Raw genomic sequence first — 15,733 nt, forward strand, 5'->3', positions numbered from 1 at the left:
GAAATCTCCTAGACTGTTCAATAGACATTTAAAGAGGATTGCAGTGTAGACTAAGTGGTAATCCAGTCTGACGCTTGGTGACAACGTCAAATTCAGTGTAAAGGGAAACCGCCTTTGCGGCGACGCATTGGTTCTGAATTGGGAAATCCTACTGGACCTAAGCTACAGAGTTTACTCTTTAAATGACCACTCCTTTATTTCTATACATAGTCTATTTTTAAAAAGGTGATTTTAAGACAATTATGAAACCTCTTCAGAAATCAATACATTGGAGTTTGGGTATTGCCGTTATCACACTCGTGCTAGCGGCTATTTTTTCAGTTATTTCCACATTTATATTAAGTGGTGTTACATGGGCAATTGGAATGGGGATCGTTTTCATTATTGTCTTTTTAGGGGTGTTCTTTGATACAATAGGGGTAGCCGCTACTGCAGCTGATGAAAAGCCATTTCATGCAATGGCATCTGAGCGCTTGCACGGCGCAAAGCATGCGGTCTTAATTACAAGAAATGCAGATAAATTTGCTAACTTTTGTAACGATGTCATCGGTGATATTTCGGGGATTATTAGTGGTACTGCTTCTGCTTATGTGGTCTTACAGCTTTCGTTACAGCTTGGCTATAATGATACCTCCTATCAGCAATTTGCAATATCGATTCTTTTTACAAGTGTGGTTGCAGCCTTAACTGTAGGTGGAAAAGCAGTAGGAAAAACATTGGCGATTCACTATTCTACTCCGATCATCTATCAAGTTGGTAGATTATTATACATTTTAGAGGTAAGATTAAAGATAAAAGTGTTCTCAGCTACTAACGGGAAGACAAAGAAAAAAGACAAACTGACTCGAAAGTGAGGGTTCCTTTATGAAACTAGAGGAATTTAAAGACCCAAGCGAACTTAACGATTATTCAAAGAAACAATTAGAGGAACTAGCAGAAGACATTCGTCACTTTTTAATTGAGAAATTATCAGTAACGGGTGGGCACCTAGGACCTAATTTAGGTGTGGTTGAGCTTACACTCGCCTTACATCATTTATTTGATAGTCCTAAAGATAAGTTCATTTGGGACGTAGGGCACCAAGCGTATGTACACAAAATACTTACCGGTCGTGCCGATCAATTTGATAATTTACGACAGTACAAGGGTCTATGTGGTTTTCCAAAGCGAAACGAAAGTGAGCATGATGTTTGGGAAACGGGACATAGTTCTACCTCTCTTTCTGCTGCGATGGGAATGGCTACAGCTCGTGACATTAAAGGTACGGATGAAAGTGTAGTCGCTATTATTGGGGACGGCGCACTAACAGGTGGGATGGCTCTTGAGGCATTAAACCATATTGGTCATGAGCAGACCGACTTAATTGTCATTTTAAATGACAACGAAATGTCTATCGCACCAAACGTTGGCGCGCTTCATAACGTGCTAGCACGTTTGCGTACTGCTGGTAAGTATCATAAAGCAAAAGAAGAACTTGAGCAGCTAATTAAAAAAATACCTGCATTAGGTGGGAAGATTGCTTCTACTGCTGAACGTGTAAAAGATAGTTTAAAATATCTACTTGTTTCAGGTATCTTTTTCGAAGAACTGGGCTTTACTTATTTAGGTCCAGTTGATGGACATGACCTTGATGACTTAGCAGAAAATTTAAAGTATGCGAAGAAAACGAAAGGTCCAGTACTTGTCCATGTCTTAACGAAAAAAGGCAAGGGGTATGAACCGGCAGAAAATGATGCTAAAGGAACTTGGCACGGGCTTGGGCCATATAAGATAGAGTCTGGTGAAGTTGTTAAAAAACCAGGACCACCAAGTTATAGTGGTGTTTTTGCGGAAACGCTAAAGAAGATTGCTCGTGAAGACAAGCGTATTGTGGCTCTAACTGCTGCTATGCCTGGTGGAACAAAGCTTGATTTATTTGCCAAAGAATTTCCAAAGCGTATGTTTGATGTCGGGATTGCTGAACAGCATGCGACGACAATGGCCGGGGGGTTAGCAACGCAAGGAATGAAGCCAGTCTTTGCCGTGTACTCAACCTTCTTACAGCGTGGATACGATCAAGTCGTTCATGATATTTGTAGACAAAACTTAAATGTTGTCTTTGCGATTGACCGTGCTGGACTTGTTGGAGCAGATGGAGAAACGCATCAAGGTGTGTTTGATATTGCTTTCTTACGCCATCTTCCTAATATGAAAATATTAATGCCAAAAGATGAAAATGAGCTGCAACATATGATTTACACAGCGTGTAAATATGATGGTGGTCCGATTGCGGTTCGTTACCCACGTGGCAATGGATATGGAATTAAAATGGATGATGAGTTGAAGCAACTTCCGATTGGGAAGTGGGAAACATTAAAGGATGGAAAAGACGCCTGTATCTTAACTTTTGGAACGATGATTCCAGTAGCAGAAGAAGCGATGATTCAATTGGAAAAGCAAGGGATCTCAGTTAAGCTAATTAATGCAAACTCTGCTAAACCATTAGATGAAGAACTTTTACATCAGCTTGCAAAATTAAATGTTCCTGTTTTAACGTTGGAAGAAGCTGCTTTACAAGCAGGTTTTGGAAGTGCTGTACTTGAGTTTTTCCACGATAACGGCTATCACAATGTAGAAGTGAAACGTATGGGAATCCCTGATGAATTTATCGAACATGGGAGTGTCTCAGAATTGCTCGAAGAAATTGGGCTGACTTCGGCCAATGTGCTGGATCAGGTTATTACGCTATTACCAAAGAAAAGGCAAAGGGCGTAACAGACGTGACAAAGAAAGAACGAATAGATGTCTTATTAGTTGAACGTGGACTGATTGAAACGAGGGAAAAAGCAAAAAGGTCGATTATGGCCGGGCTAGTCTTTTCTGGAACGGAAAGAGTGGATAGGCCTGGATTAAAGGTGGACACTGAGACTCCTTTGGAAGTCAAAGGAAATCCACTTCCGTATGTCAGTCGTGGTGGTTTGAAGTTAGAAAAAGCGATCGAAGAGTTTAATCTATCGCTAAAAGATAAAATTGTTTTAGATATTGGGGCCTCTACAGGTGGATTTACGGATTGTTCGTTACAAAATGGTGCAAAAGCCGTTTATGCTCTGGATGTTGGCTATAATCAACTTGCTTGGAAGCTACGTCAAGACGAACGAGTAACAGTCATGGAGCGTACGAACTTTCGATATGTGAAGCCTGAGGATTTAACGGAAGGGTTACCTCATTTTGCAACAATTGATGTTTCTTTTATATCTCTTAAATTAATTCTCCCTGTCTTGAGCACGTTGCTCGTGCAAAACAGTGATGTCGTTGCACTAATAAAGCCTCAGTTCGAAGCTGGAAGAGAACAAGTCGGGAAAAAAGGGATTGTCCGTGATAAAAAAGTCCATGAAGAAGTAGTGACGAGAATTACCGAATATGCCACTCAACAAGGATTTGATGTTGCAGGACTGAGTTTTTCTCCGATAAAAGGTGGAGAAGGAAATATCGAATTTTTAATGCATTTGCATTTTACTGGTGAAAAAGAAATGGGAAGTCTTTCTGAGACGATATCTTCAAAAGATGTAGTGGAACAAGCGCATGAACAATTAAAAGTGAAGCAAGAAGACCAGTAAGAATAAAAGAGGAACGAAAAAGGACTAAACGATTAGGTTTGGTCCTTTTTTGTACGATTTAATTCTTCTTTTGGCCTTCTTCCATACGATCATGCGTTTCTTTTTTGTAGAAAAGGCGAGAAACAGCAAGACCGATGCCACCAAGCAATAAAAATAAAATGGCTCTTATCAAAATCGATACAGTTGGTAAATCAATGAAGACGACTTTGAGCAGGGTAAAGAAGATCAGAAATATACCAAAGAGACGGAACAGTTTATCTCGGTTTATATGGCCGTAGATGACGTTAGCAGCTGCGTATAAGATCCAAGTGGTTGATAAGACCATGGATTCTACTTTTGCATCGTTTGTTATTAATAAAGAGAGTTGCGAAAAATAGAGAAGCCCTAAAAAAGCCATGACGGTTTTAACAACGGTGAATAAATCTTTTTTATGACGTAACGTCTGATTAAACTTGATTTGTAACAAGAAGCAAACCATCAAAATGGTCCATGCAAGTGTTTCAATAGACGGAAATTGCTCAATTGGAAACACAAGAATACTAAATGCTCCTAGGGCAAAGATGCTAAAACCTATCCACCTTTGCAACTTAGAATGGAAAAGAAAGCTTAAATAAACAACGAGCGAACCTTCAATAACAAGAAAAATTCCAAGTGCGGATTGCTCAAAATGATCTATTAAAAACAGTAATAGAACGAGAGCGGTATTTGAGAGAAAGACAGAGCGCTTATCTAATTCCATTTTGATAAAAGCTACGATCAATATGTAGGATACTGTAACAACTAGTAACCAAAAGGAAGAAGTAAATGTTGCGAGAATCCAAAATGACATTAATACTGAACTTGTTAATACGGTAAATGCAACTTGTTCTTTTAATGTTTGTCGATAGAGAAAGTAAAGTATAATCATCAAGTGCTGGACCAACGTTACCAGTGCAAGTGTACGTATATCTTCGTTCCATTGGATCAAGGCAAAAATAAGAAAAGATAAGTGGAGCCCATACGTAACAACAAGGTAAAGAGACTTAAGCTTAGAAGATAAAGCCAACATCATAAAAACAATAAAAACAAGGAGTTCGTAAATAGAAAAAAATAAAATGTTGCCACTGTCTGATTGGAGTAAGAACGGAACTAAAAAGGCCCCAACACTGCTTACAATACCAATGGTTTGCGATTGAAATTTTCTTGTGAGAAGAAAGCCAAGTGTTACGATGATAATGTGTAAGCTAAACGCAATGGGTGTTGAGATTAGGTGATATAAAATATGAGCAGCGAAGGTCGTTAAAAAGAAAATAGCTACTGCGCCACCTAATAAGACTTGACTGAGAACAAGATTTTGTTTTTGCCATTGTTTACGTCCAACAAAAAGAAGTAGGAAACCAGCTGCATAACCAGCAGCAATACGAACAAAATCATTAATCAAACCTAATTCTGTACCTGCTTTAAACCCCCAGATAACTCCTAATAGTAAAACAAAAATAAAAACTCTTGGTAGCCAAACTTGACCTATTTTCTTTTCCCAGTCGATTGTACTTTTTGGTGGAGTACTTGTTTCTTGAGAATCAGGTCTAGTTAGCTTAGGGGAATGAATGAGCTTTTTCTCATCTTTTAAAATCATGACCTTTTTTTCTCTTTTTAGGGCTACGATTTCATTTTCTAGCGTCGTTACCCTAGCCTCTAACTTCTTTATCCGTTCATCCTCTGTCATGTTAAAAGTCACACCACTTCCATTAAATGTTAAGTAGACTATTCGATCTATCTATCACCAAATCCTCTACTTGTTAAAGGACAAATTTTTTTCTTTACATTTTGTTAGGTTTTGTCGACTCTTTGGTTGTATTAAGACAAGAATCCGTAGATAATGGAGAGAAGAGATTGTGGAAAGATTGGGTGGGAAAAATGAATAAAGGGCAAAGACATATTAAAATAAGAGAAATCATTGCGAATTTTGAAATTGAAACACAAGATGATTTAGTCGAGCAACTACGTCTAGCAGGGTATAATGTCACACAAGCAACAGTGTCTAGAGATATTAAAGAACTTCATCTTGTAAAAGTTCCAATGCTTGATGGACGTTATAAATATAGTTTACCGGCAGACCAACGCTTCAATCCACTTCAGAAACTTAAGCGTTCTTTAATGGATAGTTTCGTTAGTATCGATCTTTCGGAAAACTTAATTGTGATGAAAACATTGCCGGGTAATGCGAATTCGATTGGAGCGTTAATTGATAATTTAGATTGGACCGAAATAATGGGAACGATCTGTGGTGATGATACGATTCTAATTATATGTAAAAATCGTGAAGAATGTCCTGCCATTACACAAAGGTTTTTAGATATGCTATAAGGATGTGACTGAATGTTAATCGAATTATCAATTAGGCACTTTGCCATTATTGAAGAATTAACGGTCCAGTTTGAAAAAGGGTTAACCGTATTAACAGGAGAAACAGGTGCAGGTAAATCAATTATTATCGATGCCATTGGACTGTTGCTTGGCGGAAGAGGTTCATCTGAATTTGTTCGCTACGGGGAGAAACGAGCTGAAATTGAAGGTTTGTTTATCGTCGGAGATACTCATCCTGGTATAAAAAAGGCAATCGAATATGGAATAGATGTTCAGGACTCGATGTTCATCTTAAGGCGAAACATTACGTCTCAAGGAAAAACCATATGTAGAGTGAACGGAAAATTAGTTACGCTTGCGATATTGCGTGAGATAGGACAAGCCCTTGTCGACATTCATGGACAGCATGAGCACCAGACGTTGATGCATGCAGAACAACACATCTCCATGTTGGATGGATTTGCTCAAAACAAACTTTCATCTGCTTTGATCGAATATCAAGGCCTTTTTAGGAGAGCACGCCAATTGCAAAAGCAGTTGCTAAGCTTAAGTAAAAATGAGCAGGAAATGGCTCAGAAAATTGATTTATTTCAGTATCAATTACAAGAAATAGAGCAAGCTAATTTGCAGCCGAATGAAGATCATTTATTAAGTCAAGAACGGCATAAGCTCGCGCATAGTGAAAAATTATTCTCCCATCTACAAGACGGTTATTCAAGTTTATATGGTGAAGGAAGAGGACTTGACTTTCTTTCAACTACTGTTTCTCATTTGGAAGAAGCTACCACTATTGATGAAGAATTAAAAGACTTGTTCGAATCCGTAAGCAATAGCTACTACTTACTTGAAGAAGCAGCTTTTACACTTAGAGACCGAGTAGAGCAAATTGAGTTTGATCCAAGTCGTTTAGAGTTCATAGAAAGCAGGTTACATGATATCCAGCGCTTGAAACGAAAATATGGTTCGACTGTAGATGAGATATTGGAACATGCTGCTGTAGTTGAGGAAGAACTAGATTCGATCATTCATAAAGATGACCGCATTAGTAAGCTTCAAGAAGAAATAGATGGATTATGGAAAGATCTCTTAGTTGAAGCAAAAGGTCTAACAGAAATTAGAAAGCAGGCGGCAATCGAGCTTACTGATGCTATTCACAAACAGCTCCGTTCCTTATATATGGAAAAGACGACTTTTGATGTTCGAGTTCTTGAGAAATCAACAAGTAAATATTCACCAACCATTGACGGTAAGGTGATCCCTTTTAGTCATGATGGAATTGATCTAATTGAATTTTACTTGTCAACCAATCCTGGCGAACCGATGAAGCCTCTCTCTAAGGTTGCTTCAGGGGGGGAGATCTCTAGAATTATGTTAGCGATCAAATCAATTTTTTCGAATCAGCAAGGGGTAACATCTGTTATTTTTGACGAGGTCGATACAGGTGTAAGTGGTCGTGTAGCCCAAGCAATAGCTGAAAAGATTCATGGCATTTCACTTGGTTCTCAAGTACTGTGTATCACGCATTTGCCACAAGTAGCAGCTATGGCAGACTCTCACCTTTATATACAGAAGGCTGAAGAAAATAAGCGCGTGAAAACATCAGTGAAAATACTTACAACTGAGGAAAAAATTACGGAGATCGCTCGGATGATTTCAGGTGTAGAAATTACAGATTTGACATTAGAGCATGCAAAAGAACTGTTGGAACTTGCCGAAAAACTTAAACAACCCGTTTAATATAGCAAACCTAAAATAAAAAGCTACTTAAGAAGCTAAGACTAACCTTTAACTAATTTTAAAGAAACGGCAATGGCTCCACACGTTGCGCCTTTAAGTGAACCCCACTCATAACAGGCTTAAGATCAGGTGGTTGCACTCATTGCTTAGAGCCCTGAAAAAGTTAAGCTTTTTTCAGGGCTCTCCAAAAATAGGTTAGCTTTTTCTTTTTGTTCCAGTTATAAATGTTCCACCTGAAGGCAACATTAGTAATACAGCCAATAATGGAGGTGTGGGCAAGGAGCTAGGGGAGTGAAGTGAGTGAGAGGCGATGCATGGAGAAAAACAATAGGTGTCCTTGTTCTGCTATTCGTAATTAGCTTGGGGTTTTCAAATGAAGTCCGTGAATGGGCAAGTATCCCAACAGCAATGACTGTGTTTGAAGGGGAATTAGCGCCAATAGTTGAGGCGACAGAATCACTAAGTGCAGTAACTGTTTCAACTAATACTGCGGCACAAGCTTTCCAACCTAGCGGAGCAAGTGAAAATGAAGTTATTGAAAATGTGTCACTAGAAGTTGCTGGGTTTCCAGTGAAAAGTATTGATGTTAAGTCACTACCTATAACAGAAGTAATACCAGGTGGTCAGTCAATTGGAGTGAAGCTGAACACGGAGGGAGTTTTAGTCGTCGGTCATCATTTAGTCGATACGGACGAGGGTAGTTCTTCTCCGGGTGAAACTGCAGGGATTGAAATAGGTGATATGATCCTGAAAATTGACGGTCACGAAATACAGCGCATGAGTCAGGTTGGTGAGTATGTTCAAGCCGCTGGTGACGAAGGGCGCCCGTTAAAAATGGAAATCAAACGTGATCATCAGACAATTGAAAAAGATTTAAAGCCGTTAAAAGCAAAAGGAGAACATTCATACCGAATGGGTCTTTATATTCGAGATTCAGCTGCTGGTGTCGGGACGTTAACCTTTTATGACCCAGAATCAAAAAAATACGGGGCATTGGGTCATGTTATTTCAGATGTTGATACACAAAAACCAATTGTTGTACATGATGGTCAAATTATTCGTTCATCTGTCACATCCATTGAAAAGGGCAGTAATGGAGATCCAGGTGAAAAATTGGCTAGTTTATCTGAGAAACGCGAAGTTTTGGGTACAATTGAAAAGAATAGTTCCTTTGGAATCTTTGGAACACTTAAGGAAGCTAACTTAAAAAATGACATCCACGATAAAAAGATGCCAATTGCCTTATCTACACATGTTAAAGAAGGTCCTGCTAAAATCTTAACAGTAGTTGAAGGTGAACATGTAGAAGAGTATGATATTGAAATTGTCAGCTCTGTACCTCAAAAACAACCTGCAACAAAAGGAATGGTTATTAAAGTAACCGATCCTAAGTTGTTAGAGGCTACTGGTGGAATTGTCCAAGGCATGAGTGGAAGTCCAATTATACAAGATGGGAAAATTATCGGAGCTGTTACGCATGTGTTTGTTAACGATCCAACTAGTGGATATGGTTGTCATATTAGCTGGATGTTAGAAGAAGCAGGAGTAACAGATCATTTCTCAAATAAACAGGAAGCCAAAGCGAGTTAATTCGTTTTGGCTTCTTTTCTTCTGGATAATTTGTGGTATGATTAGAGGAGATAAAGAAAATTCGACAAAACGATAGCTGGCTTTTTGTCAAAATGCGAATATGGTCGAAAAAACAAGTAAATTGAAGTAAACATTAGAAAAACTTTAAAAAACAAATAAATTCCGAAAAATAAAAGGTATTTTAAGATCGTTGTCGAAAAAGTAAAAGTATGACAGAAAAAGCGGGAACAGAGGAGGATTTTTTGTGCAAAAAGTTAACGTTTGTATTGCCGATGATAATCGTGAGTTAGTCAATCTGCTCAATGAATACATATCAGCTCAGAATGACATGCAAGTGGTAGGGACAGCTTATAATGGGCAAGAATGCTTGGGATTAATCGAGGAAAAAGAACCAGGTGTACTGATTCTTGATATTATTATGCCTCATTTAGACGGGTTAGCTGTGTTAGAAAGAATTAATAAATCAGGTATGAAAAAGAAGCCTCATATTATTATGTTAACAGCGTTTGGCCAAGAAGATGTAACGAAAAAAGCTGTTAATCTAGGTGCTGCTTATTATGTACTGAAGCCATTTGATATGGAAGTCCTAATTTCAAATATCCGTGACATTAGTGGGCAAACGAGAAGTTTTCTACAATCTCCATCAACGCAATCATTTATATCATCACCACAACAACCTAAAGATAGAGGGTTTAATTTAGACGCTAGTATTACGAGTATCATCCATGAAATTGGCGTTCCTGCTCATATTAAAGGATACATGTACTTAAGAGAAGCTATTACAATGGTGTACAATGATATTGAACTACTTGGATCAATCACGAAAGTGCTTTATCCAGATATTGCAAAGAAGTTCAACACAACTTCAAGTCGTGTCGAGCGTGCGATTAGACATGCTATTGAGGTAGCGTGGAGTCGTGGGAACATTGATTCAATCTCAAGTCTATTTGGCTACACGGTAAGTCATTCTAAAGCCAAACCAACAAATAGTGAATTTATCGCCATGGTTGCCGATAAATTAAGAATTGAACATAAGGTTTCTTGAAAAGACAAGACCTAAAAATTCAAATTCCATTTGGAGTTTGTTTTTTTTTTTTTTTTTTTTTTTTTTGATTTGAGAGGTACCAATCTGCATCCATTAAAAATGTTCTAATAAATTTGTGGAAATCTGCTTATATTATGAACAAACGGTGCAAAGAGGGTTTTCATATGGTAGAGCTTATTAAAGGACCTATTTATGAACATAAACAAACAAAAAAGTTACTCCATTATTTGCCGAGCCGGAGTATGGTCTTTCTTTGGCACGAAGACCTAGATGGGGTAGCAGTGGATGGCTTAATAGCAGCTAAAGTAAAAGCTGTTGTTAATGGCAGAGCATCAATGAGTGGTCGATATAATCAGCACCATGTAAGAAATCTTCTTCGAGCGGGGATTCCAGTCTTCGATATTACATCCTTAAATGTAATAGAAGGCAAAGAATTGTATCAAGGAGAAGAAGCAATCATCTTTCAAAATGAGCTTTATATACAAGGTTTCGAAGAAAGTGAGCCGACATATATAGCTAAGTTAGTTGCCTATTCGGATGAACTAATTGAATTGAAAGATAAGCAAGCTGTCGCCAATTACTCACAACTATTTCAAGATTTTGTTCATAATACATTGTCATATGCAAAGAAAGAGTGTGATTGGTTTACAGAACATGTGACTATACCAAGCTCCTTTCATACGATTAAAGATAAGGAAGTCTTTATCGTAGCAAGAAATACAAATTATGAGAAAGATATACGTGCCTTGCGTCACGCATTACTAAAAAAAGAAGTGGTGATCGTAGCGGTTGATGGGGCTGCTGATGGTTTATTGAAACAAAGAATCTGTCCGGACTTTATTATAGGGGACATGGATTCAATTAGTGCTCAGGCTTTCGAATGTGGAGCAACCTTATTATGTCACGAGCATCCAAATGGTTCTTCTCCAGGAAGGGACCGACTTGAACAGTTAGGTTATCAAGTAGAAACGATTAAATTTGTCGGTACGAGCGAGGATGTGGCAATAACAGCTTCCTACCTATCAGGAGCCAATCATATCTTCTTAATTGGCTGCCGAATTGGAATGACAGAGTTTCTTGAAAAAGGAAGGCCTGGAATGGGGTCAACCTGGTTAAGCCGAATTCAAGCAGGGGAGAAGTTGACAGACTTAAAAGGAATTCATACATTAATGGGCAAAGGAAATGTATTCTCCTTAGCTTGGCGGAGGAATAATCGATTTAAGACTAAGATCGTAAAATCCATTCAGAACCTTCTTCCTGACAAAATAACGCCTTGGAAGAAGAAGGAGGTCCTTCGTCATGATTGATGTTACTTATATTATTCCTGCCTATAATGAAGAAGGCAGAATTGAGAAAACACTACAAGCGTTAAAGAACATCACTCATTCAAGTGAAATTATCGTCGTAGATGATGGTAGTACTGACCGAACGGCGGAAATTGCAAAACAATACGCTGATCAAGTGATTTCTTACCCTGTTAATAAAGGAAAAGGCTATGCTCTAAAGCAAGGTTGGCGAGAAGCGAATGGGACCTTTATTGCGTGTCTTGACGCCGACCTAGAAGAGACAGCGGAAGAAATCCTCTCTTTGATTGAACCAATCAAAAAGGGAGAGGCGGATATTGCGATTTCCATTATCAAGCCAGGAAAAAGGGCAGGGGCTGGAATTGTGAAAAAAAGAGTACAAGCACTTGTTTACAAAAAAACAGGTGTGAAGTTAGAAGCCCCCTTATCGGGACAACGTGTGTTTCATCGAAAATGGCTCCCAATGCTTCTGAACAAAACCTATAAAGGGTTTGGTATAGAAACTCAAATGACAATTGATTTACTGTGTGCAGGAGCAAGTTATCTCGAGGTAGCGACAACGATGAAGCATAGAGAAATGGGACGAGATCTTAAGGGCTTCTATCATAGGTTGAAGCAATGGGTTGATATTGAAAAGCAATTAAGAGGGGTTCAGTCATGATGGCCTTTTTTATTTCAGTTCCCATTATTGCTTACTTTAGTATGATTGCCTTTAAAAGAATGAATCTTAGTGTGAAGAATTACGAAGGGAAGGATGTGCCATACAGCTTAGGGGTTCTAATCTTTTATAGCTACTCGTTTCTGTACGCATATCCTCCGCATATAAATCCAGCTTTTTCCGTTGCTTCCTTTGCTTTTCTTTTAAGTATCTGGTTATTCGGTTTACTTGATGACGTCTATGGAAAGCCGTACCCTAAAGGTTTAAAAGGACATATGATGTACTTCTTTAAAAATCATATATTGACTACTGGCTTACTTAAGGCTGGCGGTACAATTGTGGCTGCTATCCTGTTTCTCTGGGTGAGTGAATTAAGATCCTATTTCGCTTATGTTGTCGCTTTCTTGCTAATAACGGGCTTGCCACATGTGATGAACCTTTTTGATACAAGGCCACTTCGTGTATGGAAATTGACCGTAAGTTTGACGATTTTAATCATGATTTTCAACCCTCTACCTTCTTTTCTATTTGTACTCATGCTTTTAATGGTATTTTATATTTGGTATGTGTTAGAAGGATCTAGGAAGGCCATGTTAGGAGACAATGGTGCAACCGTAGTTGGAGCTATTTTGGCTGTCGTTGTTGTGAACCACGTATCCTTCTCTGTTCAATATAGCTTTCTTGTGTTTGTGTTAGCGATGATATTAGTGGCAGAAAAATATTCTTTTTCTGCTTTTATTGAAAAATCTCGGTTTTTAAGAACAATTGATCAAATTGGGATTATAAAAAAAGGATGAAAAATGCAAAGGCCCCTAGTTTTAAATTGCTAACTAGGGGCTGATCAAGGTATTTATTTCTTTTTAAACCTGGGAGCAATTTTCCCATTTTTGCGATCGCGATAAAAAATAAACCCTCCAATAAAGCTTAAACAAACAATAAAAAGAATAAGCCCACTAAAAAATTGCAGTGTTAGATTAGAAAACGGGCTATTTAATATTTGAAAGATCGTATCTCTCATTAATTTAATTCCATACCCGGCAATTACACCTGGTATGACCAAGATCATTAAAGCTAAAAAGCGTCCCATATTTATGCCTCTTTCATTCTGAGTATGTCGAAAGCAGGTTACGTCACTCTTTTCATGTAACGATTTGCCTGTGTTGAAGAAGAAACCTTTACCTTCTATATTAACTAAAAACTTTACGTGTGTACATGTTTAGTAGTTGCATTTTTGTGTCATTTGCGTAATAGTAAAGGGAGAATTAATACTAGAAGTTAAGACCAAGTCTTAAAAAGGGGGAGTGTGAATGAAACGAGCTATAATTATTGGAGCGGGTCAAGGTGGAACTGCTTTGTTTCATTTACTAATGGATATGGAACACATTCAAGTAATGGCCGTGTTTGATATCAACCCATCTGCCCCTGGATTAAAGAAAGCTCATAGCTGTCATGTAGAGGTGGGGAACGATTGGAAAAAGTGTGATTATGAACACATCGATTTTGTTTTTGAAGCTACAGGAGATCCCAATGTATTAATTGATTTACGGAAAACCCTAAAGCCTAGAACGATGATTGTTCCGTCACAATTAGCTAGTTTATTTTACTCATTGATGAAAGAAAAAGATCAATTGATTCAAACGTTGAATGAACAGATGTCAATTCAAGAGACGATTTTAAATTCTACATATGACGGCATGATTGCAATAGATAACAAAGAAAGAATCCTTATATTTAACGAGGCGGCAGAACGTATTTCTGATATAAAGGCTAAGGAAGCAATTGGAAAGTCTATTAAGGAAGTATTGCCTTCAAGTGGACTTCCGCGCTTACTGAAAACAAAGCAAGTCGAACACCATCGTACGCAGCAATTTGAAAATGGCACAAGTGTCATTACAACAAGGGTGCCAATGTTTGAAAAAGGGCGTTTTATAGGGGCGATGGCTGTCTTTAAAGATGTGACTGAAATCGTTGAGATTTCAGATCAAGTAACGAACCTTAAAAAGATCCAGACGATGCTTGAAGCCATTATTCACTCCTCCGATGATGCCATTTCGGTTGTTGATGAAAATGGCAGTGGGATCCTGATAAACCCTGCTTACACGAGGCTAACGGGTTTATCACCTGACCAAGTAATAGGACATCCTGCAACAGCTGATATTTCTGAAGGGGAAAGCATGCATTTACAAGTCCTCGAAACAGGGAAAGCTGTAAGAGGAGTGCCACTAAAAGTTGGACCGAACATGAAAGACGTCATCGTCAATGTCGCTCCGATTATCGTGGATGGAAAAAAAAGAGGAAGCGTCGGTGTCATTCATGATGTATCAGAATTGACATCCTTACATAATCAGCTTGAAAAAGCAAAAAAACGCATCCAAACGCTCGAAGCTAAATACTCTTTTGATGAAATCGTTGGAAGCTCGGATGAAATGCGAGTGGCTAAAGAGCAAGCAAAATTAGCTGCCTCTACACCAGCCACGATTTTATTGAGGGGAGAATCAGGGACTGGGAAAGAACTGTTTGCTCACGCTATACACAATGAGAGCGGACGACGAGGCCAATCATTCGTTCGAGTTAATTGTGCAGCGCTATCTGAGAATTTGTTAGAGAGTGAGCTATTTGGTTATGAAGAAGGTGCTTTCTCAGGGGCAAAACGAGGAGGCAAGAGAGGACTTTTTGAAGAAGCGGATAACGGGAGCATCTTTCTCGATGAGTTAGGAGAGCTCTCGAGTTCTATGCAAGCCAAGCTTCTTCGAGTATTGCAAGAACAAGAAATTGTCCGAGTGGGTGGGACCAAACCCATTACGATTAATGTTCGGATTATCACGGCAACCAATGTTAATCTTGAAAAAGCAATTGCGGAAGGACGTTTTCGTGAAGATCTTTACTATCGATTAAATAAATTTCCTATTTACATACCTCCTTTACGTGAACGAACGAATGATTTAAAAGTACTAGCGGTTCATTTACTCTCGAAACTAAATAAAGACTACGGGCGCTATGTCCAATCGATTTCAGATGAAGCGATCGACTATTTAAGTGCTTATCATTGGCCAGGGAATGTCAGAGAGTTAGAAAATGTGCTAGCTCGAACGATGATATACATGGAACCGTCGAATCAATATGTAGAACGACATCATTTGCCTACCTTAAATGAAGGAATTTCAAAGGTCACAATAGAGAAGCTCGTAGAAAAAGAGTTAGATGGGAACTTACAACAATTAATGACTAATTATGAAAAGAATATTCTCACTCAGACATTAGAGCGTTACAATGGCAATCGAACAAAAGCAGCAAAATCCTTAGGGATATCGATTCGATCACTTTATTATAAATTAGAAAAATACAATCTTGCATAAAATTGCATGCAGTTTATTGCATGTCAGTGAAAAAACTTGCATGTTTTAATTTTGGAATGTGATCGTTTTGTGAAGACTGATAAGGGTTTACCACCATGACT

Annotated in this window: 13 protein-coding genes; 11 read left to right on the forward strand and 2 right to left on the reverse strand. The window is 38.4% G+C overall.

Features of this window, described 5'->3' with window-relative positions; all coding sequences use genetic code 11:
- Positions 1-242: 242 nt before the first annotated feature.
- From PQ474_RS16385 to PQ474_RS16395, 3 genes are read left to right on the forward strand one after another with little or no spacing between them, the layout of a single operon-like run.
- Entirely contained in the window at positions 243-854 is a 612-nt protein-coding gene (locus PQ474_RS16385) for a hypothetical protein (RefSeq protein WP_273845457.1), read from the forward strand.
- A 10-nt stretch (positions 855-864) separates the two neighbouring features.
- Positions 865-2,754 (forward strand): 1-deoxy-D-xylulose-5-phosphate synthase, encoded by a 1,890-nt coding sequence (gene dxs, locus PQ474_RS16390; RefSeq protein ID WP_273845459.1) that lies wholly within the window; start codon positions 865-867, stop codon positions 2,752-2,754.
- 5 nt (positions 2,755-2,759) lie between these two features.
- A complete protein-coding gene (locus PQ474_RS16395; protein ID WP_273845461.1) occupies positions 2,760-3,596 on the forward strand; it encodes a TlyA family RNA methyltransferase in 837 nt (278 codons plus the stop codon).
- A gap of 58 nt (positions 3,597-3,654) precedes the next feature.
- On the opposite strand, the gene PQ474_RS16400 is transcribed toward PQ474_RS16395, so the two are convergent.
- Positions 3,655-5,301 (reverse strand): DUF2339 domain-containing protein, encoded by a 1,647-nt coding sequence (locus PQ474_RS16400; RefSeq protein ID WP_273845463.1) that lies wholly within the window; start codon positions 5,299-5,301, stop codon positions 3,655-3,657.
- A gap of 191 nt (positions 5,302-5,492) precedes the next feature.
- Between PQ474_RS16400 and ahrC the strand changes: the two genes are divergently transcribed.
- The 7 genes from ahrC to PQ474_RS16435 all read left to right on the forward strand — a co-directional run bounded on the left by ahrC (position 5,493) and on the right by PQ474_RS16435 (position 13,073).
- On the forward strand, positions 5,493-5,942 hold the full coding sequence (gene ahrC / locus PQ474_RS16405; RefSeq protein WP_273845465.1) for a transcriptional regulator AhrC/ArgR: 450 nt from the start codon (positions 5,493-5,495) through the stop codon (positions 5,940-5,942).
- A 12-nt stretch (positions 5,943-5,954) separates the two neighbouring features.
- Positions 5,955-7,679 (forward strand): DNA repair protein RecN, encoded by a 1,725-nt coding sequence (gene recN / locus PQ474_RS16410; RefSeq protein WP_273845469.1) that lies wholly within the window; start codon positions 5,955-5,957, stop codon positions 7,677-7,679.
- Between the two features lie 300 nt (positions 7,680-7,979).
- On the forward strand, positions 7,980-9,269 hold the full coding sequence (gene spoIVB / locus PQ474_RS16415; protein WP_273845471.1) for a SpoIVB peptidase: 1,290 nt from the start codon (positions 7,980-7,982) through the stop codon (positions 9,267-9,269).
- Between the two features lie 244 nt (positions 9,270-9,513).
- Positions 9,514-10,314 (forward strand): sporulation transcription factor Spo0A, encoded by an 801-nt coding sequence (spo0A, locus tag PQ474_RS16420; RefSeq protein ID WP_273845473.1) that lies wholly within the window; start codon positions 9,514-9,516, stop codon positions 10,312-10,314.
- Positions 10,315-10,478: 164 nt separating this feature from the next.
- Entirely contained in the window at positions 10,479-11,621 is a 1,143-nt protein-coding gene (steA, locus tag PQ474_RS16425) for a putative cytokinetic ring protein SteA (protein ID WP_273845474.1), read from the forward strand.
- On the forward strand, positions 11,614-12,279 hold the full coding sequence (locus PQ474_RS16430) for a glycosyltransferase family 2 protein (RefSeq protein WP_273845476.1): 666 nt from the start codon (positions 11,614-11,616) through the stop codon (positions 12,277-12,279). The genes steA and PQ474_RS16430 overlap by 8 nt, the downstream gene beginning before the upstream one ends.
- Complete coding sequence (locus PQ474_RS16435) at positions 12,276-13,073, forward strand: hypothetical protein (protein WP_273845478.1); 798 nt, start codon at positions 12,276-12,278, stop codon at positions 13,071-13,073. Before PQ474_RS16430 ends, PQ474_RS16435 begins: the two co-directional genes overlap by 4 nt.
- Positions 13,074-13,126: 53 nt before the next feature.
- Here the strand turns inward: PQ474_RS16435 and PQ474_RS16440 are convergent, their stop codons facing one another.
- Complete coding sequence (locus PQ474_RS16440) at positions 13,127-13,363, reverse strand: DUF2627 domain-containing protein (RefSeq protein ID WP_273845480.1); 237 nt, start codon at positions 13,361-13,363, stop codon at positions 13,127-13,129.
- Positions 13,364-13,583: 220 nt separating this feature from the next.
- Here PQ474_RS16440 and PQ474_RS16445 point away from each other — a divergent pair, with 220 nt between their 5' ends.
- Complete coding sequence (locus PQ474_RS16445; protein ID WP_273845482.1) at positions 13,584-15,632, forward strand: sigma 54-interacting transcriptional regulator; 2,049 nt, start codon at positions 13,584-13,586, stop codon at positions 15,630-15,632.
- Positions 15,633-15,733: the final 101 nt, after the last annotated feature.

Source organism: Halalkalibacter alkalisediminis (genome assembly GCF_028610705.1).
GTDB lineage: Bacteria > Bacillota > Bacilli > Bacillales > Bacillaceae_D > Halalkalibacter > Halalkalibacter alkalisediminis.

Bases quoted from the DNA above. Each gene is read 5' to 3' on its own strand.
- PQ474_RS16385 (WP_273845457.1), top strand. From the start codon at position 243: ATGAAACCTCTTCAGAAATCAATACATTGGAGTTTGGGTATTGCCGTT.
- dxs (WP_273845459.1), top strand. From the start codon at position 865: ATGAAACTAGAGGAATTTAAAGACCCAAGCGAACTTAACGATTATTCA.
- PQ474_RS16400 (WP_273845463.1), bottom strand. From the start codon at position 5,301: ATGACAGAGGATGAACGGATAAAGAAGTTAGAGGCTAGGGTAACGACG.
- ahrC (WP_273845465.1), top strand. From the start codon at position 5,493: ATGAATAAAGGGCAAAGACATATTAAAATAAGAGAAATCATTGCGAAT.
- recN (WP_273845469.1), top strand. From the start codon at position 5,955: ATGTTAATCGAATTATCAATTAGGCACTTTGCCATTATTGAAGAATTA.
- steA (WP_273845474.1), top strand. From the start codon at position 10,479: ATGGTAGAGCTTATTAAAGGACCTATTTATGAACATAAACAAACAAAA.
- PQ474_RS16430 (WP_273845476.1), top strand. From the start codon at position 11,614: ATGATTGATGTTACTTATATTATTCCTGCCTATAATGAAGAAGGCAGA.
- PQ474_RS16435 (WP_273845478.1), top strand. From the start codon at position 12,276: ATGATGGCCTTTTTTATTTCAGTTCCCATTATTGCTTACTTTAGTATG.
- PQ474_RS16440 (WP_273845480.1), bottom strand. From the start codon at position 13,363: ATGGGACGCTTTTTAGCTTTAATGATCTTGGTCATACCAGGTGTAATT.
- PQ474_RS16445 (WP_273845482.1), top strand. From the start codon at position 13,584: ATGAAACGAGCTATAATTATTGGAGCGGGTCAAGGTGGAACTGCTTTG.